Source organism: Ancylobacter sp. SL191 (assembly GCF_026625645.1).
Lineage (GTDB): Bacteria > Pseudomonadota > Alphaproteobacteria > Rhizobiales > Xanthobacteraceae > Ancylobacter.
In genome coordinates this window covers 3,730,637-3,749,652 of the sequence record NZ_CP113056.1, presented here as the reverse complement: position 1 = coordinate 3,749,652, position 19,016 = coordinate 3,730,637, and the positions used below count along the sequence as shown (strand labels likewise).

Annotated in this window: 20 protein-coding genes and 1 tRNA gene; 15 read left to right on the top strand and 6 right to left on the bottom strand. The window is 67.4% G+C overall.

From position 1 onward, the window contains the following. Positions 1-3 precede the first annotated feature (3 nt). From OU996_RS17130 to OU996_RS17110, 5 genes are all read left to right on the top strand, one after another. Complete coding sequence (locus tag OU996_RS17130) at positions 4-1,320, top strand: replication-associated recombination protein A (RefSeq protein ID WP_267582814.1); 1,317 nt, start codon at positions 4-6, stop codon at positions 1,318-1,320. A 36-nt stretch (positions 1,321-1,356) separates the two neighbouring features. After that, positions 1,357-1,740, top strand: a complete 384-nt coding sequence (gene crcB, locus OU996_RS17125) for a fluoride efflux transporter CrcB (protein ID WP_267582813.1) — start codon at positions 1,357-1,359, stop codon at positions 1,738-1,740. 47 nt (positions 1,741-1,787) lie between these two features. Further along, positions 1,788-2,894, top strand: a complete 1,107-nt coding sequence (locus OU996_RS17120; RefSeq protein WP_267582812.1) for an RluA family pseudouridine synthase — start codon at positions 1,788-1,790, stop codon at positions 2,892-2,894. 326 nt (positions 2,895-3,220) lie between these two features. Next, positions 3,221-4,654 (top strand): exopolysaccharide biosynthesis polyprenyl glycosylphosphotransferase, encoded by a 1,434-nt coding sequence (locus tag OU996_RS17115; protein WP_267582811.1) that lies wholly within the window; start codon positions 3,221-3,223, stop codon positions 4,652-4,654. Positions 4,655-4,840: 186 nt separating this feature from the next. Beyond that, the gene (locus OU996_RS17110; RefSeq protein WP_267582810.1) at positions 4,841-5,623 is read left to right on the top strand and encodes a polysaccharide deacetylase family protein; all 783 of its coding nucleotides are present in this window, start codon (positions 4,841-4,843) and stop codon (positions 5,621-5,623) included. Positions 5,624-5,871: 248 nt separating this feature from the next. On the opposite strand, the gene OU996_RS17105 is transcribed toward OU996_RS17110, so the two are convergent. After that, positions 5,872-5,956 (bottom strand) — tRNA-Leu (locus OU996_RS17105). Positions 5,957-6,138: 182 nt separating this feature from the next. On the opposite strand from OU996_RS17105, the gene lipB reads away from it, so the two are divergent. Continuing rightward, positions 6,139-6,861 carry a lipoyl(octanoyl) transferase LipB gene (gene lipB / locus OU996_RS17100; protein ID WP_267582809.1) on the top strand — a complete coding sequence of 241 codons (723 nt, stop codon included), beginning with the start codon at positions 6,139-6,141 and terminating at the stop codon, positions 6,859-6,861. Positions 6,862-6,867: 6 nt separating this feature from the next. Here lipB and OU996_RS17095 read toward each other — a convergent pair whose 3' ends face one another. Then, positions 6,868-7,143, bottom strand: coding sequence for an acylphosphatase (locus tag OU996_RS17095; protein ID WP_267582808.1), 276 nt, complete (start codon positions 7,141-7,143; stop codon positions 6,868-6,870). 143 nt (positions 7,144-7,286) lie between these two features. Here OU996_RS17095 and mgtE point away from each other — a divergent pair, with 143 nt between their 5' ends. From mgtE to OU996_RS17080, 3 genes are all read left to right on the top strand, one after another. After that, positions 7,287-8,690: a magnesium transporter gene (gene mgtE, locus OU996_RS17090; RefSeq protein ID WP_267582807.1), complete on the top strand. Its 1,404-nt coding sequence runs from the start codon at positions 7,287-7,289 to the stop codon at positions 8,688-8,690. A gap of 200 nt (positions 8,691-8,890) precedes the next feature. Next, entirely contained in the window at positions 8,891-11,089 is a 2,199-nt protein-coding gene (locus OU996_RS17085) for a putative bifunctional diguanylate cyclase/phosphodiesterase (RefSeq protein WP_267582806.1), read from the top strand. 12 nt (positions 11,090-11,101) lie between these two features. Next, complete coding sequence (locus OU996_RS17080) at positions 11,102-11,899, top strand: YdcF family protein (protein WP_267582805.1); 798 nt, start codon at positions 11,102-11,104, stop codon at positions 11,897-11,899. Between the two features lie 99 nt (positions 11,900-11,998). Here OU996_RS17080 and OU996_RS17075 read toward each other — a convergent pair whose 3' ends face one another. Continuing rightward, on the bottom strand, positions 11,999-12,241 hold the full coding sequence (locus tag OU996_RS17075; RefSeq protein WP_267582804.1) for a DUF3253 domain-containing protein: 243 nt from the start codon (positions 12,239-12,241) through the stop codon (positions 11,999-12,001). A 52-nt stretch (positions 12,242-12,293) separates the two neighbouring features. Then, positions 12,294-12,995 (bottom strand): DUF599 domain-containing protein, encoded by a 702-nt coding sequence (locus OU996_RS17070; protein WP_267582803.1) that lies wholly within the window; start codon positions 12,993-12,995, stop codon positions 12,294-12,296. Between the two features lie 284 nt (positions 12,996-13,279). Here OU996_RS17070 and OU996_RS17065 point away from each other — a divergent pair, with 284 nt between their 5' ends. The 4 genes from OU996_RS17065 to OU996_RS17050 all read left to right on the top strand — a co-directional run bounded on the left by OU996_RS17065 (position 13,280) and on the right by OU996_RS17050 (position 14,886). Continuing rightward, complete coding sequence (locus OU996_RS17065) at positions 13,280-13,408, top strand: hypothetical protein (protein WP_267582802.1); 129 nt, start codon at positions 13,280-13,282, stop codon at positions 13,406-13,408. A gap of 107 nt (positions 13,409-13,515) precedes the next feature. Further along, positions 13,516-14,190: a glutathione S-transferase family protein gene (locus tag OU996_RS17060; RefSeq protein WP_267582801.1), complete on the top strand. Its 675-nt coding sequence runs from the start codon at positions 13,516-13,518 to the stop codon at positions 14,188-14,190. Between the two features lie 30 nt (positions 14,191-14,220). Then, on the top strand, positions 14,221-14,655 hold the full coding sequence (locus OU996_RS17055; RefSeq protein WP_267582800.1) for a DUF1489 family protein: 435 nt from the start codon (positions 14,221-14,223) through the stop codon (positions 14,653-14,655). Between the two features lie 60 nt (positions 14,656-14,715). Continuing rightward, a complete protein-coding gene (locus tag OU996_RS17050) occupies positions 14,716-14,886 on the top strand; it encodes a hypothetical protein (protein WP_267582799.1) in 171 nt (56 codons plus the stop codon). 4 nt (positions 14,887-14,890) lie between these two features. Here OU996_RS17050 and panC read toward each other — a convergent pair whose 3' ends face one another. Further along, on the bottom strand, positions 14,891-15,748 hold the full coding sequence (panC, locus tag OU996_RS17045) for a pantoate--beta-alanine ligase (RefSeq protein WP_267582798.1): 858 nt from the start codon (positions 15,746-15,748) through the stop codon (positions 14,891-14,893). 129 nt (positions 15,749-15,877) lie between these two features. Between panC and OU996_RS17040 the strand changes: the two genes are divergently transcribed. Beyond that, complete coding sequence (locus OU996_RS17040) at positions 15,878-16,600, top strand: VWA domain-containing protein (protein ID WP_267582797.1); 723 nt, start codon at positions 15,878-15,880, stop codon at positions 16,598-16,600. Continuing rightward, a complete protein-coding gene (locus OU996_RS17035; protein WP_267582796.1) occupies positions 16,597-17,295 on the top strand; it encodes a DnaJ domain-containing protein in 699 nt (232 codons plus the stop codon). Before OU996_RS17040 ends, OU996_RS17035 begins: the two co-directional genes overlap by 4 nt. A gap of 9 nt (positions 17,296-17,304) precedes the next feature. On the opposite strand, the gene OU996_RS17030 is transcribed toward OU996_RS17035, so the two are convergent. Continuing rightward, entirely contained in the window at positions 17,305-18,987 is a 1,683-nt protein-coding gene (locus tag OU996_RS17030; protein WP_267582795.1) for a D-alanyl-D-alanine carboxypeptidase family protein, read from the bottom strand. Between the last annotated feature and the right edge of the window lie 29 nt (positions 18,988-19,016).

The window sequence follows — 19,016 nt, the reverse complement described above, 5'->3', positions numbered from 1 at the left end:
GCGTTGAGCGATCTCTTTGGGGCCGGCGGTCTGGACTCCTCGGTGCCCCGTCCCCTCGCGGACCGGCTGCGCCCGCAGAACCTCGCCGAGGTCGTCGGCCAGGAGCACCTCACCGGCCCCGACGGCCTGCTCACCCGTCTCGCCGGCGGGCGCTCCTTCGGCTCGCTGATCTTCTGGGGGCCGCCCGGCACCGGCAAGACCACCGTCGCCCGGTTGATCGCCCGGCAGACCGACCTGCATTTCGAGCAGATCTCCGCCATCTTCACCGGCGTCGCCGAGCTGAAGAAGGTGTTCGAGGCCGCGCGCGGCCGGCGTGCCGTGGGGCAGGGGACGCTGCTCTTCGTCGACGAAATCCACCGCTTCAACCGCGCCCAGCAGGACAGTTTCCTGCCCGTGATGGAAGACGGCACGATCACGTTGATCGGTGCCACCACGGAAAACCCGTCCTTCGAGCTGAACGCGGCGCTGCTGTCGCGCGCCCGCGTGCTGGTGTTCAAATCGCTCGACCCCGACGCCATCGAGCGCCTGCTCCAGCGCGCCGAGGCGATCGAGGGGCGGCGGTTGCCGCTCCAGCCGGATGCCCGCACCGCGCTCGCCGGCATGGCCGATGGCGACGGGCGCTATCTGCTCGGGCTGGTCGAGGAATTGCTGGCGCTGGCCGATGGCGCGGACCTCGATGTCGCCGCCCTGTCCGAGACGGTGCAGAAGCGTGCGCCGATCTACGACAAGGGGCAGGACGAGCACTACAATCTGCTGAGCTGCTTCCATAAGAGCCTGCGCGGCTCGGATGTGAACGCCGCCATGTACTGGGCCGCGCGCATGATCGTTGGCGGCGAGGATCCCGGCACGGTGTTCCGCCGCCTGTGCTGCGCCGCGTCCGAGGATGTCGGCATGGCCGATCCGCAGGCCATGCCCATGGTGGTCGCCGCCTGGACCGCCTTTGACCGCGTCGGCTGGCCGGAGGGGCGGCTGTTCCTCGCCCAGGCCATCGCCTATGTGGCGACCGCTCCCAAATCGAACGCCGCCTATGCCGCCTTCAACGCCGCCATGTCGTTGGCGCAAAAGACCGGGTCGCTCGCGCCGCCGAAATCTATCCTGAACGCACCGACAAAGCTGATGAAGGATCTCGGCTACCACGCCGGCTATCGCTACGATCACGATTATCCGGATGCGTATGCCGGGCAGGAGTTCTTCCCCGACGAGCTGGCGGGCGAACGCCGGCCCGAGCTGTACCAGCCGAATGAACGCGGCTTCGAGCGCGAGGTGAAGAAGAGGCTGGACTATTGGGCCCGGCTGCGCGCCGAGCGCCAAAGTCGCTGAGAAACAGGTCGCGGACAGGAGCGAGAGTAGGCCGGCATGAACAGCATGGTGATGATCTTCATCGGGGCAGGCATCGGCGGCGTGCTGCGCAACGCCGTCAACATGCTCGCGATGCGCCTTTTCGGGATGCATTTCCCCATTGGCACCATGGCGATCAACATCGTCGGTTCCTTCGCGATCGGTCTCGTCGCCGGCTGGCTCACCTTCCGCGCCGAGTGGGCGTGGAGCTATCACGCGCGCGTCTTCATCATCACGGGGATGCTCGGCGGCTTCACCACCTTCTCCTCCTTCTCGCTCGACACCGCGCTGCTGATGGAGCGCGGCGAGATGGGGCTGGCGGCGCTCTATGTCGGCGGTTCGGTCGCCCTTTCCCTTGTCGCGGTGTTCGGCGGTCTGGCCATCATGCGCGCTCTCGCGTGACGGCGGGCCTTGTCTCGGCTATGTGCTGGGGCAAGGAGAATTTCCACATGGCCGTAGAAACACGCCTCGTCGACCGCGACGAAGAGGGAATGCGGCTCGACCGCTGGTTCAAGACGCATTTCCCGGACCTGTCGTTCGGGCATCTGCAGAAGCTGCTGCGCGGCGGGCAGATCCGCGTCGATGGCGGCCGGGTGAAGACCAATAGCCGCCTGTCCGCCGGGCAGAGCGTCCGTATCCCCCCGCTCGACGAGAAGCCGAAGCTCTCCGCCGCCGATTTCCTGGACGCGCAGGAAGGCAAGGCCCCCCTGCGCGAGCGGGCCGCCCCCGGTGAGCGGGCGGAAGCCAACGGCGAGCGGGCGGAGTCCTCCGCTTCGCTCGCGGCGCCGGCCGTCAGGCGCGCCAGTTCGGACGACAAGGACGCCGTCGCGCTCCGCCAGATGACGCTGTACGAGGACCGCGACGTCCTCGTGCTGAACAAGCCCTTTGGTCTGGCGGTTCAGGGCGGTTCCGGCACCTACCGCCATGTCGACGGCATGCTGGAGGCGCTGCGCGGCGATGACGGGCAGAAGCCGCGTCTTGTGCACCGCATCGACAAGGACACGTCCGGCATCCTGCTGGTCGCCAAGACCCGCCTGTCGGCCTCGACGCTGGCGAAAACCTTCCGCTCCCGTTCGGCCCGCAAGGTCTATTGGGCACTGGTTCCCGGCGTGCCGCGCCCGGCGCAGGGGCGCATCTCGACCTATCTGGCCAAGGATGAGGCAGCCGAGCGCATGCGCGTCGCCCGCCATGGCGACGACGAGGCGAGCCACGCCATCTCCTATTACGCCGTCGTCGACCATGCGGCGCAGAAGATGGCCTGGCTGTCGATGAAGCCGGTGACCGGCCGGACCCACCAGCTGCGTGCCCATGCGGCGCATATCGGTCATCCCATCGTCGGCGATCCGAAATATTTCGACATCGAGAACTGGCCGCTGCCGGGCGGGTTGCAGAACCGCCTGCACCTGCTGGCGCGCCGCCTCGTCATCCCGCATCCGCGCGGCGACAAGCTGATCGATGTCTCGGCACCGCTGCCCCCGCACATGCAGCAAAGCTGGAGCGTGCTGGGATTCGACGCGACTCAGTATGACCCCATCGTCGAGGCGCCCGAGTCCTGATCCGGAGTCCTGATCCCGGAGATCTGACCCCGTGGGGCCGTTCCGGGCCCCATGCTGCACTGCAACGTGTCCCCCGTGCAACGGTCGTGCAGGAAGTGCACATGCGGTCGGCCTAAACCAGTACCGCCCCATAGGCGTGGCATGGTTATCGCCTGTATCCTGGCGCTAGTTGCAAATCATCGCTGTCTCGGCAGAAGAGCCGCTCGAAATCGCCAGGAAGAACGCGCCGATTCATGCGGAAAGTATCGGCAAGTGAACTGGCGCGCGGCCTCCCTGCGGAGATCGGGCATGCCCATGAATTGCCGGCTGTTGGGGGACAGTCACCTATGAGCGAAACCGGAACCTATTACGAGCTGTCCGAACGCACATCGGGTGAGGGGCGCAAGGACCGCGCGCGTTCGCGCGCCCTTTTGAGCCGCCATCGTAATCTCCTGCGGCTGTCCCTCATGCTCGGTGCTGTCGTCGCCGATATTGCGACGATTGCTATGTCGGGCATTCTGGGCGGCTTCATTCGCTATGGCGATCTGTCGCCGAGCGACTGGGATCGGACGCTGGCGCTCCTCGCCCCGTCCTTCCTTCTCGCCGCGATAGCCCTTCGGGCCTATAATGTTCGCACCTTGCGTTCCTTCAGCCGGTCGATCCTGCGGGTTCTCGCCGCCTTGGTCATCGCCGCGGCCATCAGCTTCAGCGCCACCTTCGCGATGAAGGTCAGCGCCGAACTCTCCCGCCTCGAGGTCGGCTACACGCTGCTGCTCGCGGCGCTGCTGCTGGCCCTCATGCGAGCGGTCGGCGTCAACATGATCCGCAAGCTGTTCTTCTCCGTGGTCGAGCCGCGCATCGTCGTGCTGACCGACGGTGTCGGCATGGAGCGCCGCACCGGCAATATGATGACCATGATGGTCAATGTGCGGAAGCACAACATCGTGCCGGCGCTCAGTGACCCGATGTTCTTCGACCGGGTGAGCCGCACCGTGCGCGACGCTGACCGGGTGGTGCTGGCCTTCTCGGAGGCCGATGAGCGGCTGAAATGGGCCGAGGCGATGCGCCTCAGCGGGCTCGACGCGGAAATCATCGCCGATCTCGGCGACGTGCAGCCGCTGGCGATCTCGCACTGGCAGAATCACACCACGCTGGTGATCTCGCGCGGGCCGATGAAGCTCGGCGAGCGGCTGCTCAAGCGCGCCTTCGACCTCGCCGTCACCAGCGCCATGCTGCTGATCGTCGGTCCGGTAATTGCCGTCTGCGCCGTTCTGGTGAAGCTCGATTCGCCCGGCCCGGCCTTCTTCGTGCAGGAGCGGGTGGGGCGCAACAACCGGACCTATCGCTGCTTCAAGCTGCGCAGCATGCGGACTGACCTGCTCGACACGACCGGCAGCGTATCGGCCTCCCGCAGCGACCCGCGCGTGACCCGCATCGGCAATTTCCTGCGCCGCACCAGCCTCGATGAACTGCCGCAGCTCTTCAACGTGCTGAACGGCGATATGAGCCTCGTCGGGCCGCGCCCGCATGCGCTCGGCTCGCGGGCGGAGGGCGCGCTGTTCTGGGAGCTGATCCCGGATTACTGGAGCCGCCACACCATGAAGCCGGGCGTGACCGGGCTCGCCCAGGTGCGCGGCTATCGTGGTGCCACCCATAGCCGCGTCGACATCGAGCGCCGCGTGGCGGCCGATCTCGAATACATCAATGGCTGGTCGCTCTGGCTCGACATCAAGATCCTCATCATGACGATCAAGGTCGCCGTTCACCACAACGCCTATTGAGCGCGCGCCGCGCCGGCGGCGGAAGGCTCTTCAGTGTGGCGCCGCCGCTCTGGCGGCGGAAGGTTTGCGACGTGTTGCGCCGCCGCTCTGGCGGCGTAAGACCTTCAAGTGTTGCGCCGCCGCTCTGGCGGCGCTGGGGCGAACGGGGTAGCTAGGCGCGGGTTCGATCCGCGCGCCGGAGTTGCCATGCGCCGCCTTGCCACGCTTGCTCTCGTCACCACCCTCGCGGCACTCCCCGCGCTGCCCGCCGTCGCGGCGACCGCCTGCGAGGGGCGCCTCGGCACGTCGCGGGTGATGGAGGTGCAGGCGGCCGGCCTGCAGGTCGGCACCAAGCATTTCCCGCAGACGCTCGATCTCGCCGAGGGCGAGGTGGTGCTGACCTTCGACGACGGCCCGCATCCCGGAACGACCGAGACGGTGCTGCGCGCGCTGGCCAAGGAATGCGTGCGCGCGACCTTCTTCCTCGTCGGGCGGGCGGCGGCGGCGCATCCCGAGATGGTGCGCCGGATCATCGCCGAGGGCCACACGGTCGCCCATCACAGCCAGACCCACCCGATGACGCTGGCGGACATGCCCTTCGACAAGGCCGTGGCCGACATCGAGAAGGGCTTCGCCTCCGTCGACAAGGCCGCCTATGGCGCCGCCGGGCCGCATCCGCGCGTGCCGTTCTTCCGCTTCCCCGGCTTCGGCTCCTCGCCGGCGCTGCTGGACTATCTGGCGAAGCGCGGTGTGGGGGTGTTCGGCGCTGATCTCTGGGCGGGGGACTGGAACCCGATGACGCCCGAGCAGCAGCTCGAACTCACCATGACCCGGCTCGACCATGAGCGGCGCGGCATCATCCTGTTCCACGACACGCGAGCGCAGACCGCCAAGATGATTCCCGCCTTCCTCACCGCGCTTCGGGAGAAGGGCTACCATGTCGTGCATATCGTTCCCGCCGGCGTGGCGACGGCCGTGGCGCCGAACTGAGCGGGCAGGGGCGGGTCGCTGGCGCGAGGTCGATGCCCCGAAGGTCCAGCCGGAAACACCGACGGCGACCCGAAGGTCCGGCTAGAAACACCGACGGCTGCCCGAAGGTCCAGCCGGAAACACCGACGGCGACCCGAAGGTCCGGCTAGAAACAACAACGGCGACCCGAAGGTCCGGCTAGAAACAACAACGGCGACCCGAAGGTCGCCGTGCGTCAGGCTCAGAATGTAAGCACCATTCTGAGAGAATGGTGCGGTCGAGAGGACTCGAACCTCCACGGTGTTACCCACTGCCACCTCAAGGCAGCGCGTCTACCAATTCCGCCACGACCGCATCGCCCGGAGCCGGCGGCGCGCTGTGAAGCACTGGCCGGCGGGAGCGGGGCATCGTCTAACAGATCGATTGAGGGTCCACAAGAGCCGCGCGCCGGGCTGTGGACAGAGTTGCGCCCTGCGCCTGAGTGGCAGGGAGACAGGCGGGGAGACAGACGCGCGCGGAATGATTATCTCTGCGCCATGGACGCGACCACCAGCCCCGCCACCTCCGCCCGCGACGACCTCGCCGCCCGGCTTCTGCCGCTGCCGGGCAGCCCGCCGGTGCGCTGGCGGGTGAGCCCCGGCCTGACCGACTATGCGCAGGCGCTGGCGGAGATGGACCGCCTCGCTGCCGCGATCGCCGGCGGGGAGGAGGACGAGCTGGTCTGGCTCATCGAGCATCCCCCGCTCTATACCGCCGGCACCAGCGCGCGGCCGGAAGATCTCGTCGATCCCGACCGCTTCCCGATCCACCCGGCCGGGCGGGGCGGGCAGTACACCTATCACGGCCCCGGCCAGCGCGTGGCCTATGTGATGCTCGACCTCAAGCGCCGTACGCCGGATGTGCGCCGCTACGTCGCCGCGCTGGAGGAATGGCTGATCCGCGCGCTCGACGCCTTCAATGTGCGCGGCGAGCGCCGGGAGGACCGCGTGGGCGTCTGGGTGCGCAGGCCGGCGCGTGAGGAGGGCGAGGACAAGATCGCCGCCATCGGCATTCGCCTGCGCCGCTGGGTGACGATGCACGGCATCTCGCTGAACGTGGAACCGGACCTCGCGCATTTTGACGGTATCGTGCCCTGCGGCGTGCGCGAGCATGGCGTGACCAGCCTTGTGGCGCTTGGCCGGCCGGTGACTATGGACGATGTCGACCTTGCCCTGCGCCGCGAATTCGAGGCGATCTTCGGCCCCACGGTCGCCGTCTGAGGCGACTTACACCGTCGGCCATACCTCGAATCCCTCCCCGCCGTCGTCCGGCGCCTCGCTGACCTCGATCCGGTCGACCCGCGCCGCCGGCGGGCCTCGGTGGGCGGCGGCGACCAGCGCCTCGATAACGTCCGCCTCGCCGCGCAGCAGCGCTTCCACCGTGCCCTCGCGCCGGTTACGGACCCAGCCCGTGAGCCCGCGCCGGCGCGCTTCCGCCGCGAACCAGGCGCGGTAGCCGACGCCCTGCACGCGCCCGCCGATGAGAAGTCGCACCGCGATCATTGCCGTCCTGAATCCTGACCTGTTGCCGGGGCACCACGCGCGCGCGGCATCGCTCGCGCGCGACAGGGATCGGTTTGCCTTCCCGTAGGATGCTTCATAAGAACGGTTCACGTCACCCCATCCGAATCCGGCCGGAGAGCGGCATGCGCGAAGAGACCGATCTCGCCGCCTCCCGCTCGGGGCGCGGCCCGGAGCCGGAGGTCGATCCCATCGACGTGCCCGGCTTTGTCGAGGCTATCGTCGGCGCTATCGACGCGGGCGAGGCCGATGTCCTGCGCGGCCTCGTCGCCGACCTGCATGAATCCGATGTGGCGCGCCTGCTCGAGGCGCTGCCGGCCTCCGAGCGGCCCCGCCTGATCGAACTTCTCGGCGCGGATTTCGACTTCACCGCGCTGACCGAGCTGGACGAGACCGTCCGCGTCCAGATCCTTCAGGGGCTATCGACGCAGACCGTCGTCGAGGGCATGCGCGACCTCGATTCCGACGACGCGGTCTATATCCTCGAAGACCTCGACGACGACGAGAAGCAGGCGATCCTCGCGCAGTTGCCGATCCCGGATCGGGCGACCCTGCAGCGCAGCCTCGACTATCCCGAGGAGAGCGCCGGCCGGCGCATGCAGACCGAGTTCATCGCCCTGCCGCCGTTCTGGACGGTCGGCCAGACGCTGGACTATATCGGCGAGACCGAGGGCCTGCCGGAGACCTTCTTCGAGGTCTTCGTGGTCGACCCGTCCTACCGCCTCAGCGGCTCGGTCCCGCTCGACCGCCTGCTGCGTACCAAGCGCGGGGTGAAGCTCGGCGAGGTGCTGACGCCCGACCGCCATGTGGTGAACGTCACCGACGATCAGGAAGGCGTGGCCCGCGTCTTCGAGCGCTACAACCTCATCTCCGCCCCCGTGGTGGACAGTGCCGGCCGCCTCGTCGGCGTGCTCACCGTCGACGACATCGTCGACGTGATCCAGGAAGAGGCGGATGAGGATCTGAAGGCGCTCGGCGGCGTCGCCAGCGACGAAGAACTGTCCGACAGTTTCTGGTACATCGCGCGAAGCCGCTTCACCTGGCTGTTCCTCAACCTGATCGCGGCCAATCTCGCCTCCTTCGTCATCTCCCTGTTCGAGGGGGAGCTGCAGAAGATGGTGGCGCTGGCGGTGCTCATGCCCATCGTCGCCAGCCAGGGCGGCAATGCCGGCACGCAGACCATGACGGTTGCCGTGCGGGCGCTCGCCACCCGCGAGCTTCGGCCGAGCAATGCCGGCCGCATCATCGGCCGCGAGCTTCTCGTCGGGCTGTTCAACGGCGTGGTCTTCGCCGTCATCATGGCGGTCGTGGTCTTCGCCCGCTTCGGCGTGCTCGATCTCGGCTTCGTCATCGCCCTCGCCATGATCATCAATCTGGTGGCGGCCGCGCTGGGCGGCATTCTCATTCCGCTGGCGCTGGACCGTCTGAAGGTGGATCCTGCCGTCTCCTCCGGCCCTTTTGTCACCACGATCACCGATGTGGTCGGCTTCTTCGCCTTCCTCGGCATTGCCTCGCTCTGGTTCGCCTGACGCCGATTGCATAAAAATTCAAATGACTTCAACCGGCATTAAGGAACCCGCTCTATCGTGGGGGTATCCGAGGGAGGGAGCATATGTGGGCGCCCATCGGCCGGCTTCGTGGGCAGGTTCCCGCAGCCCGGCCTGATGAACGGGCTGGATCGACGCGTCGCCAGATTGGCAGCGCCCGGCTGGCGCGCACCGGTGACCGGATGATCCTCGCCGTGGCGCTGGTCATCGCCGCCGCCATCGCCTCCATGATCGCCTTCTCGCTGCTGGCCGCCGAGCGTGTCGACCAGGCCGCCCGCGACCGCTGGAACGTGCTCATCCTCGAAAGTCTCAACCGGCGTGCCGGCGATCTTCAGCGCGACCTCGCCAGCTTCGCGCATTGGGACGAGTCGGTGCTGCGTACCGCCTATTTCCTCGACGTGAACTGGGTACACGAGAATTTCGGCCGCTGGCTGCACGACACGCAGGGGCATGACCGCTCCTATGTCGTGCTCGAATCCGGGCTCGGCTACGCGGCCATCAACGGCTCGCTGATGCCGACCGACATCGCCCCGTTCGACGCCGACGCGATGCTGCCGCTGGTGCGCGGGGTGGAAGCGGCCTTCAAGGAACAAGTGGCGCAGGCCTCTCTCACCGCCCGGCAGAACGAGCGTCCGCGCGAACTGCCGCCGGTGTTCCGTGCCGGCTATATGCGCGTGGAGGGCCGGCCCGCTCTGGTCGGGGCGATCAGCATCACGCCGGATTACGGGCGCGTCGTCTCGCCAACGCGCGTGCCGCCCATCGCGGTGACCGTGGTCTTTCTCGATGCCGGCTTCCTGGGCGATCTGATCGCCGAGCTGCATGTCGTCGCCCCGGCCATCACCAATGCGCCGCCGGAAGAGACGCGGCAGGCGGTGCTGATCCCGTTCCACGACGGCACCATCGCGCCGGCCTGGCTGAGCTGGATGCCGGAGAACCCCGGCGCCTCGCTGCTACGCGCGCTGCTGCCGGCGCTGATGGGAACGGCGATCCTGCTGCTCGCCGCCGCGGTCATCATCCTGTGGTATGCCCGCCGGGCGACGCATGAACTGGCCAAGAGCGAGGCGCTGGCCTCGCGCCTTGCCTATGTCGATTCGCTCTGCGGCCTCGCCAACCGGGCGATGCTGATGCGCACGCTGCGCGACCGGTTGCTGCGCGTCTCGCCGGGGGCGCGTCTCGTCGTGTTCTTCCTCGACCTCGATGGGTTCAAGGACATCAACGACACGCTCGGCCACCATGTCGGCGACATGCTGCTGGCCGAGATCGGCGCCCGACTCGGCGCACTGAAGCTGCCTTCGCTGCTGGCCTCCCGCTTCGGCGGCGATGAATTCGTGCTGCTCGCGACGGTCGGCGATGACGATCAGGAGATCGAGGCCATCGGCGCGGAGGTTCTCGCCACGGTGCGGCGCCCGGCGAGGATCGCCGGTCAGATGCTGGCGCTCAGCGGCTCGATTGGCGCGACCATCGCCCCGGACCATGGCACCGAGGCGAGCGAACTGATCCGGCTGGCCGATATCGCCGTCTACCGCGCGAAATCCGAAGGGCGCGGCTGCTTCCGCCTCTTCACCCCGCGCATGGAACGGGAGGTCGTGCGTCGGCGCGACCTGGAGATCGAGCTCAAGCGCGCCCTCGCGGAGGGCGAGCTGGCGGTCTATTACCAGCCGCAATTCGCAGCCGACAGCGAAGCCGTCATTGGCTTCGAGGCGCTGGTGCGCTGGCTGCACCCGGTGCAGGGCCTCATCTCACCCGGCGAGTTCATCCCGGTGGCCGAGCAGTCCGGGCTGGTCACCGAGCTCGACATGTGGGTTCTGCGCCGCGTCTGCGAACAGACGCGCGGCTGGGGCGACACGAAGGTGGCCGTCAACCTCTCGCCGGTCGATTTCCGCAGCCGCGACCTCGCCGACACGGTGCGGGGCATCCTGCGCGACACGGATTTCCCGCCGGAGCGGCTGGAGATCGAGATTACCGAGAACCTGCTGTTCGGCAACCAGCCGGAAGCCTTCGCCGCGCTCGCCGCGCTGCGCAATCTCGGCATCCGCATCGCCCTCGACGATTTCGGCAGCGGCTATTCCTCGCTCGGCTATATCCGCCGCTTCCGCGTCGACACGATCAAGATCGACCGCAGCTTCATCCAGAACATCGGCCATACCGAGGATGCCGCCGCGATCATCGACTGCGTCGTCCGGCTGGCCCGGGCGCTGGCCATCACCGTCACCGCCGAGGGGGTGGAGACGCGCGAGCAGCTGCGCTACCTCCAGTCGGTCGGCTGTCATCACGTGCAGGGCTTCCTGCTCTCCGCACCGGTGCCGCTGGCGAGCGTCGGCCGCTTTCTGGAGCGCACCGTGCGCGGCGAGGGGACGTCCCTGTCGCAGGCGCAGCGCTGAGCGGAGAGGCCCATGTTCTTCACCCTCTCCAAGCTCGTCTGGATGGCCGTCGTGCCATCCACACTACTCACCCTCACTGCACTCATCGGCCTGACTGTTCACCTCACTGCACCGCGCTGGCGGCTCGGGCGCGTGCTGATGGCGGTTGGAATCGTCGGTCTCCTGCTGGCCGGGCTGGGGCCGTTCGGGCGGATGATGACGCAGGCTTTGGAAGACCGATTCCCCGCTTTCGTAGATGATGGACAACCGATCGCCGGTATTATTGTACTTGGTGGCGCGGAGCTGCCGGACATCACCGCCGCGCGCGGCCAGCCGGCCTTTCAGGAAGCGGCAGAACGGCTCTTTGCCCTGGCCGATCTCAGCCGCCGCTATCCCGATGCCCGCCTCGTCTTCAGCGGCGGCAGCGGGCGCCTCGATCCTCCGCCAATCGCCGAGGCCGATGTGATCCGGCAAGTGCTGCCGCAGATCGGCGTCGATCCCGGCCGTGTGATTTTTGAGGGGCGGTCGCGCAATACGGCGGAAAATGCACGACTGACCAGAGGGTTAGTTAATCCGGTCGCAGGCGAGCGCTGGCTGCTGGTGACCTCCGCCATGCACATGCCGCGTGCCATGGGCTGTTTCCGCGCGGCGGGATTTCCGGTCACCGCCTATCCGGTGGACTACCGCACGACAGGGCAGGGGGCCGTCTGGCGCCTGTTCGGCTCGGTCGCCGAGGGACTGCAATTCGTCGACGGCGCGCTGCGCGAATGGGTGGGGCTGGTGGTGTATTATGTTACCGGCCGCACCGGCGCGCTGTTCCCCGCGCCTTAGAGCATTTTCGAGCGAAGTGGATTCCGGTTCGCGTGAAGAAAATGCGTCGAAACAATAAGCTAGAGCTTCTCCGGTGAACTGGAATTCACCGGAGAAGCTCTAGCCTTCGGGCGGGATACCCGGCAGGCCGAGCCGGTAGACGCCGCGGAAATCGTCCGGGTCGACCGGCTTGCCCTTGCGGTAGATCACCAGCCGTCCCTCCCGCGCCATGCGCTGCGCCACCCGCCGCAGCACCGGCAGCGCCGCCTGCCATTCCGGCCCCTTGGCCACACTGCGCGCGACATCCTCCGGCGCCACCGTGCGACCGGCAGATTCTGCAGCGGCCAGAATGGCTTGCTCCATCGCATCTTCCGACGGAAGGCGCGGGCGCGGAGGAGTTTGGCTCGTCGGTTTGTCAGTCACGGCTGGTCTCCGGCTCGGGGTCATCGAGGATCCAATGGGCGTCCTTGCCGAACTGCCGGTTGGTCATGACGATGAAGATGGCGAAGGTGGCGACCATGAAGGCCCACGCGTTCACATACCAGCCGAGATAGCCGAGGGCGAAGAAGAAGGCGCGCTGTCCCCGGTTGAAGTGCCGGCCGGCGAGCGTCGCCATGCGGGCGGCCTTGCGCGCGTGCATCTGCGCCTCCGGGGTCGCTGCGTCGCGGGCGGGCGGCGTCGAGCCCAGCAGGATGGTGGTATAATTGAACAGTCGGTAGGCCCAGGCGAACTTGAAGAAGGCGTTGGCGAAAATCACCGCGAGGCCCAGCGTCTTGAGTTCCCAGCTGGTCCGGTTGGGCTCGACGAAGGGCAGATCCCTGAAGATCGCCATCACCGCGTCGGTGGACTGCAGAATCGCCAGCGTGGCACCGATCGCCAGCAGTGAGGTGGAGGCGAAGAAGGCGGTACCATTTTGCAGCGCGGCGACGATCTGGGCATCGACGATCCGGTTGTCGCGCAGCAGCATGCGCTGCATCCATTCCAGCCGGAACTGGTCCATGCGCCGGTTGAACGAGCGCCGCTCCGACCAGCCGCCCTCCATCAGAAAGTGATAGACGATCCAGGAGCCGATGAAGGCGCTGAAGGCGATGCCGTCGAGATAGGTGAAGCCGAACATGGGGTTGGAGTGCCTTGCGCCGCAGGGCCGCGGTCAGATCGCGGGCGCCGTATGGTGATCCGTCGATCCGTTCGCTTCAATAGCCGCCCGCGCCTGTGCACAGCGGTGCGGGGCTGCCGAATCCAAGCTTGCGCGTGCCTAGCAGGGTTGCATGGGACGCGGGGGATTGTGACTATTTCGCGATTGCGAAAGCGATAACGTTTCATTAAGTTTTGTATCAATCCGGCGCGGCGAACAAATGAGGTTCCCGAGCGCCGAGAGGTGAACCTATCAAGGGATTTTCCATGTCTTCCCTTTCCGAGCACTCCTCCTGCTGGGGAGTTGCACGCTGGACGGTTGTCGCCTTCCTGGCCGCCGTCGCTCTTGTCTACATTTTCGGTGGCTTCCAGGCCGTTCAGGTCGCGGCGGGCTGAGTTTGCGGCAGCTCGATCAGTGGCGCTGATGGGCGCCATGACAGCTGTGCATTTGCATCCGGCGGATCTGTCGTCGATGGTTGTGCCCTCATTCGGGGGACACGGCCATGGCGCTTAAGCTCATCATTGGAAACAAGAACTACTCCTCCTGGTCGTTGCGGCCGTGGATCGCGCTGAAGGCAGCGGGCATCCCCTTCGAGGAGCAGACGATTGCGCTCGAAGCCCCCGACTTCAAGGCGCAGGCCTATGCCGCGTCGCCGGCAGGCCGGGTGCCGGTCCTCATCGACGGCGATGCCGTTGTGTGGGAATCCATCGCTATTCTTGAACATCTGGCCGAGCGCTTCCCGGATCGCGGCTTGTGGCCCAGCGATCTGGCGGCACGGGCGCATGCGCGTTCGCTCGCGACCGAGATGCATGGCGGCTTCGGCGCGCTGCGCAGTGCGGCACCGATGAATCTGTGGCGTCCCATCGAGGCCCGTCCCATGCCGGACGCCGCCTTGAAGGATGTGAAGGTACTTTCACACCGTTGGGCGGAGGCGCGCGGGCGCTTCGGCCAAGGCGGTGATTTTCTGTACGGTTCGTTCGGTGCCGCCGATGCGATGTTCGCCCCCGTCGCGACGCGGCTGCGGACCTATGGCATCGCGATGGATGCGACCACGCAGGCCTATGTCGACGCGATCCACGCGCATCCGGCCTTCGTCGCGTGGAAGACGCTGGCCCTGCAGGAGACCGGCATCGTTCCCGAAGACGAGGTCGACTGGCCGGTCGTCAAGCGGGTATAAGGCCTCTCCCCGCCGCCGGACCCGTCATTCATGCCGCTCCATCTTCTCAAGCTCTGCGTTGGCGCCGAGTCGGTGCAGGATCTCGAAGAGTGGATCGCGCAGGATCTGGCGGCCAAGGCGGCGCGCGGCGCGCCGGCCGAGCAGTTCCACACCACCCGCATGGTGCCGAATCGCGCCCCCGAGATCGTCGACAGTGGCTCGCTCTATTGGGTCATCAAGGGGGAGGTGGCCTGCCGCCAGCGGCTGACCGCGATCCGTCCCTTTGTCGCGGCGGACGGCATACGCCGTTGCCATCTGGTGCTGGAGCCCGTGGTCCGCCGCGTCGAGCCGCGCCCTCATCGTCCCTTCCAGGGGTGGCGTTATCTTACCGCCGCCGACGCGCCCGCCGACCTTTCCGAAGGTTCGGCGGATGTCGCGCTGCCCGAGACGCTTCGGCGGGAACTGCGATCGCTCGGCCTTCTCTAGGCCCTAAGGGAAACCCCATCCGGCCTGCCGCGTTGTCCCTTGCAACCAGGGAGACGAGCGATGAAACAGGATTCGGACGACCACCGCGAAATCGTCGGTGACGAGGTGGTGGTGAAGGCCAATGTCGAGGAGCGTCAGGCGGTCGAGGTGAAGCCGATGCGTTACGTGCTGGGCATCGGTATGGCGCTCGTCATCATCGGCTTCGCCATCAGCTACCTGACGGTAACATAAGGCCTCAACTCGGCACGGCGATGTTGTCGATGAGACGCGTCGTGCCGATACGTGCCGCCACCAGAAGCCGGACCGGCCCCTCGGCAAGGGCGTCGATGGGCGCCAGTGTCTGAGCGTGACGCGCCTCAAGATATTGAAGGTCAAAGCCAGCGGCGCAAACCGTCGCCCGCGCGGCATCAACAGCCTGGGGGATGGGCGTTCCCGCCGCCATCGCCGCCGCCGCATCCTCAAGCGCGCGGTACAGGACAGGGGCCGCCGCGCGCTCCTCCATCGAGAGGTAGACATTGCGGGAGGAGAGGGCGAGGCCATCGGCCTCCCGTAGGGTCGGCACGCCGATGACGCGGAGCGGCAGGTCGAGATCGCGCGCCATACGTGTTACGACCTGAAGCTGCTGATAGTCCTTCTCGCCGAACATCGCGACGTCGGGCGCCGCCTGAATGAACAGCTTGGCGACTACCGTGGCGACGCCGGCAAAGTGCGTGGGACGGAAGTCGGTCTCAAGACCGAGGGCAGGGCCGGTTAGCGACACCGTGGTCGCGAAGCCCTCTGGATACATTTCCGCGACATCCGGCACGAAGGCGAGGTCGGCGCCGGCTTCGCTCGCCTTGGCGAGATCGGCGTCCAAGGTACGCGGATAGCGGCTCAGATCTTCCGTCGGGGCGAACTGCGTCGGATTGACGAAGATGGTCAGCACCACACGGTCGGCATGCTGGCGCGCGGCGGTCATCAGCGCCATATGACCCGCATGAAGCGCGCCCATGGTCGGCACAAGCGCGATACGGTCTCCGGCGGCGCGCCAGGCTGAAACCTGCTGGCGCAATTCCTGGACGGTGTGGACGGGCCGGACGGTTGGGCGGGTCATCGCGGCGGTCTCCTCATCGCAAGCGCCGGCACGGTCTAGCAAAGTCGCCCCGGCGGTCAACCATGCGCGAGGCGCTGTCTCGCCGGGCGTCGCACCGCTACACTCCCCGCGAATCCGATCGAGGCCTTGATGACTTCGGACAAGACACGCCTTTCCACACCCGCGGTTGCGCCCACGGCGAACGTTGCCGCCTTCCTGGCCGAGGTGGAGGCACGGACGCCCGCGCCGCTTGCGACGGGGCAGCGCGGCCGGCTGATCTTTGGTCTCGACGCGACGATGAGCCGGCAGCCGACCTGGGACATGGCGTGCCGGTTGCAGGCGGAGATGTTCGAGGAGGCCGGCAGGATCGGTGGGCTCGACATGAAGCTCGTCTATTTCCGCGGCATCAACGAATGCCGCGCGTCGCCCTGGATCGCCGAGGGTGCACGGCTTGGTGGGCTGATGGCCAAGATCGACTGCCGGGGCGGGCGAACGCAGATCGGTCGCGTGCTCAGGCATACTGCCAATGAGGCCGCGCAAGGCCCTGTTGGTGCTCTTGTTTTCGTTGGCGACGCGATGGAGGAAGCGCTGGATCACCTCTGCGCCGAGGCTGGGCCGCTGGCGCTGCGGGGCATTCCCGCCTTCCTGTTTCAGGAAGGGCACGACCGTGATGCCGAACGGGCGTTCCGTGAAATCGCCCGGCTCACCAAGGGTGCGTGGTGCCGGTTCGATGCCGGCTCCGCCGACCAGTTGCGCCAATTATTGCGCGCGGCGGCCAGTTACGCCGCCGGCGGGACCAGCGCGCTCCAGGCGCTGTCGGCCTCATCAACGGGCGCGCGCTATCTTCTGTCGGCCATGCAGGACGGCCAATGATCAATCTGCTCGTCGGGGCTGCAATCGTCGCCCTGCTTTATTATGGCCTGAAGGCCTTCGGCCGGGCTGACGCCAAGGCACTGGTGCGGATGGGGAGGGGCGTGGGGGGAAGCGTCACGCTGCTGCTGGCGGGCTTCTTGGGCATGCGCGGCCATATCGAGACCGCGATCCCGCTCGGCATCTTTGGACTGTCGCTGATCGGATGGAACTTTCGGAGCGGCATGCCCTGGGATCGGCTGAAGACGACCAAGGGGCGTACATCGTCGGTCCGAACAGCCGCGCTCGATATGCAACTCGATCACGATAGCGGCCGTCTGTCGGGCACGGTGACCACCGGCCCTTATGCGGGTCGGCCGCTTGATGCCATGGACGTCGCCACGGTGGCCCGCCTTGCCCTGGAGCTTGATCCGGAAAGCCGCCAGCTACTCGAAGCGTATCTGGACCGCCGGGCGCCCGGTTGGCGTGAACACGCTCACCGAGACGCGGGCGGGAGGGGCGCTGATGCGCCGCGCCGTGGCACGATGACGGAAGAGGAGGCTTACCAGATCCTGGGGCTTCCGGCGGGGGCGGGGGCGGATGACATCCGCAAGGCTCACCGTTCCCTTATGAAGAAACTCCATCCCGACCAGGGCGGGTCGAATTATCTCGCTGCCCGGGTGAACGAAGCCAAGGATATCCTGCTCCAGCGCCATTGAGGCCTCCCGTCAGTTCCGGAAGACCATGCAGCCGAAGTCGCTGCGCTTCAGCGCCGCGCAGGCCTTGCGGGCCGCAGCCTCGGCATCGAAGCCGGCGAAGCGGGCGCGCACGACATTGGACTTGACCGCCTCGGTGTAGGGATCGGCCTTGGAGAGAGCCGAGCCGGCCTTCTGCTTGGCCTTGGCGAGCTGGGCGCGCGCGTCGGTTTCGCTGCCATAGGCGCCGATCTGGATGCCCCAGCCGCCGGCGCGGGGACGGGCGGCGGTTTCGGCCCGCTCGGTCTCCTGCATCGGAATTTCGGTCGGGCCGGCGCTGGCGAGCTGGACCTTCTTGATGGCCTGCTGCGCGGGCGCGGCGGCCGGCGCGGCCGCCACCGACTGACCGGTGCTGGTGAAGGCCAGCGTGCCGAGGATGCCGGGCTGGTTGCTGAAGGTGGCGGTGGGCGCGGCGGGGCGGGCGACCGGCACGGTCTTCACGGCAACGGGGACGATCGGGCTGGCGGCACCGGCGACCGTGGTCGGAGCGGCCGTGCGGGCCGACGGGGTCGGCACGGAGGCGGTCGTCATCTCGTCGGTCTCGGCCGGAGCCGGCAGGGCGGCGGCGGACGCCATGGCAACGCGCGGATTAGCGGTGGGAACCGGGATTACCTCGGGGGCCGCAGCGGCCACCACGGGCGAGGGCGCCGGCGTCGGGGCCTGAGCGACGGCGACGGGCGCGGCAGCCGGGGCGGCGACCGCGATATCGTCGACGGCCCCCGGGGCGGTGTTCATGCGGGCGACCATCTGGCGGCCGGCGTAAGCGCGGGGAAGGGCTTCGGTGACGAGGGCCGCCATGCGGTTATCGCGCGAGGCAGCGCTGGCGCCGCCCATGACGACGGCAATAACATACCGGCCGTCGCGCTTCACGCTGGTCAACAGGTTGAAGCCGGACGCGTTGGTGTAGCCGGTCTTGATGCCGTCCACGCCCTCGATGCGGCCGAGCATCCGGTTGTGATTACGGATCGCGACGCCGCGATACATGAAGCTGCGCTTCTCGAAATAGGCGTAGTAGGTCGGGAAGCGCTCCTGGATCGCGCGGCCGAGCGTGGCGAGATCGCGCGCCGTGGTGACCTGCTGCGGATCGGGCAGACCGTTCGGATTCTTGAAGGTGGTGCGCGACATGCCCAGCGAGCGGGCGCGCTGCGTCATGCGCCGGGCGAAAGACGAGGAATCGCCCGCGAGGTTCTCGGCGATCACCACCGCGACGTCATTGGCCGAACGGGTGACTAGCGCCTGGATCGCGTCTTCAACGGAAATGGTGGAGCCGGCCTTCACGCCGAGCTTGGAGGGCTGCTGCGCCGCCGCATAGGCGGAGACACGGAGCTGGGAATCGAGGCGAAGCCGGCGGGCCTCAAGCTGCTCGAACAGCAAATAAAGGGTCATCACCTTGGTGACTGAGGCCGGGTGACGGAGGGCGTCGGCGTTCTCTTCGTGGAGGACTCGGCCCGTATTGGCGTCGATGACGATATCGGAGTAGCCGCGCTGCCAGATGCCGTCATTAGCGACAGTGCGGGTGACCGCGGCCTTGTTGCGCGCCTGCTTCGGCTTTTTCTTCGACGCCGCCTCAGCGACGCCCCCGCCCAGCAATGACGCCGCCAGCAACACCACGCCGGCACGCATGGCATACGTGCCGATAAGCCCCGGAACCCGCATCTACCTGTCTCGCCTACTCATCTCGGCTA

Excerpts from the sequence above, each read along its gene's own strand:
- crcB (WP_267582813.1), top strand. The coding sequence starts at position 1,357 with ATGAACAGCATGGTGATGATCTTCATCGGGGCAGGCATCGGCGGCGTG.
- OU996_RS17120 (WP_267582812.1), top strand. The coding sequence starts at position 1,788 with ATGGCCGTAGAAACACGCCTCGTCGACCGCGACGAAGAGGGAATGCGG.
- OU996_RS17115 (WP_267582811.1), top strand. The coding sequence starts at position 3,221 with ATGAGCGAAACCGGAACCTATTACGAGCTGTCCGAACGCACATCGGGT.
- OU996_RS17110 (WP_267582810.1), top strand. The coding sequence starts at position 4,841 with ATGCGCCGCCTTGCCACGCTTGCTCTCGTCACCACCCTCGCGGCACTC.
- lipB (WP_267582809.1), top strand. The coding sequence starts at position 6,139 with ATGGACGCGACCACCAGCCCCGCCACCTCCGCCCGCGACGACCTCGCC.
- OU996_RS17095 (WP_267582808.1), bottom strand. The coding sequence starts at position 7,143 with ATGATCGCGGTGCGACTTCTCATCGGCGGGCGCGTGCAGGGCGTCGGC.
- mgtE (WP_267582807.1), top strand. The coding sequence starts at position 7,287 with ATGCGCGAAGAGACCGATCTCGCCGCCTCCCGCTCGGGGCGCGGCCCG.
- OU996_RS17085 (WP_267582806.1), top strand. The coding sequence starts at position 8,891 with ATGATCCTCGCCGTGGCGCTGGTCATCGCCGCCGCCATCGCCTCCATG.
- OU996_RS17080 (WP_267582805.1), top strand. The coding sequence starts at position 11,102 with ATGTTCTTCACCCTCTCCAAGCTCGTCTGGATGGCCGTCGTGCCATCC.
- OU996_RS17075 (WP_267582804.1), bottom strand. The coding sequence starts at position 12,241 with ATGGAGCAAGCCATTCTGGCCGCTGCAGAATCTGCCGGTCGCACGGTG.
- OU996_RS17070 (WP_267582803.1), bottom strand. The coding sequence starts at position 12,995 with ATGTTCGGCTTCACCTATCTCGACGGCATCGCCTTCAGCGCCTTCATC.
- OU996_RS17065 (WP_267582802.1), top strand. The coding sequence starts at position 13,280 with ATGTCTTCCCTTTCCGAGCACTCCTCCTGCTGGGGAGTTGCACGCTGG.
- OU996_RS17060 (WP_267582801.1), top strand. The coding sequence starts at position 13,516 with ATGGCGCTTAAGCTCATCATTGGAAACAAGAACTACTCCTCCTGGTCG.
- OU996_RS17055 (WP_267582800.1), top strand. The coding sequence starts at position 14,221 with ATGCCGCTCCATCTTCTCAAGCTCTGCGTTGGCGCCGAGTCGGTGCAG.
- OU996_RS17050 (WP_267582799.1), top strand. The coding sequence starts at position 14,716 with ATGAAACAGGATTCGGACGACCACCGCGAAATCGTCGGTGACGAGGTG.
- panC (WP_267582798.1), bottom strand. The coding sequence starts at position 15,748 with ATGACCCGCCCAACCGTCCGGCCCGTCCACACCGTCCAGGAATTGCGC.
- OU996_RS17040 (WP_267582797.1), top strand. The coding sequence starts at position 15,878 with ATGACTTCGGACAAGACACGCCTTTCCACACCCGCGGTTGCGCCCACG.
- OU996_RS17035 (WP_267582796.1), top strand. The coding sequence starts at position 16,597 with ATGATCAATCTGCTCGTCGGGGCTGCAATCGTCGCCCTGCTTTATTAT.
- OU996_RS17030 (WP_267582795.1), bottom strand. The coding sequence starts at position 18,987 with ATGCGGGTTCCGGGGCTTATCGGCACGTATGCCATGCGTGCCGGCGTG.